Raw genomic sequence first — 602 nt, 5'->3', positions numbered from 1 at the left:
AGTAATCGCGAATCAGCATGTCGCGGTGAATACGTTCCCGGGCCTTGTACACACCGCCCGTCACACCATGAGAGTTGGTAACACCCGAAGTCCGTGAGGTAACCGTAAGGAGCCAGCGGCCGAAGGTGGGATCGATGATTGGGGTGAAGTCGTAACAAGGTAGCCGTAGGAGAACCTGCGGCTGGATCACCTCCTTTCTAGGGAGTAGATGTATTGACTTCGGTCGATGCAATAGAAGAATTTAATTATTCTTCAAAATATCTATTGTAATTACTCGTTCCTATTTCTCTGTTTAATTTTGAGAGACTAATTATATTAACTCTTAGGAGCTAATTAATTGATAGTTTTTCTTAAAATGTTCTTTGAAAATTGCACAGTGTATAAAGTTGTTTTAAAAAGATTTAGATCCACCTTGCGTATTGTAAAATACGAGTAAGTGGTTATAAGTTAATTTATTATGATTTCGCAAAATTAATATTAAGTAACAAAACCGTCTATGTAAATAGACAGAATCAAAGGTCAAGCTACAAAGGGCGCATGGCGAATGCCTTGGCACTAGGAGCCGAAGAAGGACGCGTTAAGCTGCGATAAGCTTTGGGTAG

The 602-nt window shown here is 40.4% G+C and carries 2 rRNA genes; both read left to right on the top strand.

Features of this window, described 5'->3' with window-relative positions:
• A 16S ribosomal RNA gene (locus KPL44_RS25125) occupies window positions 1-197 on the top strand; the annotation flags it as partial.
• A 320-nt stretch (window positions 198-517) separates the two neighbouring features.
• Window positions 518-602: ribosomal RNA gene (locus tag KPL44_RS25120) — 23S ribosomal RNA — on the top strand; the annotation flags it as partial.

The organism is Clostridium sp. DSM 17811, assembly GCF_018861905.1.
GTDB classification, from domain to species: Bacteria; Bacillota; Clostridia; order Clostridiales; family Clostridiaceae; genus Clostridium_AD; species Clostridium_AD frigoriphilum.
This window is presented reverse-complemented; position numbering and strand designations above follow the sequence as displayed.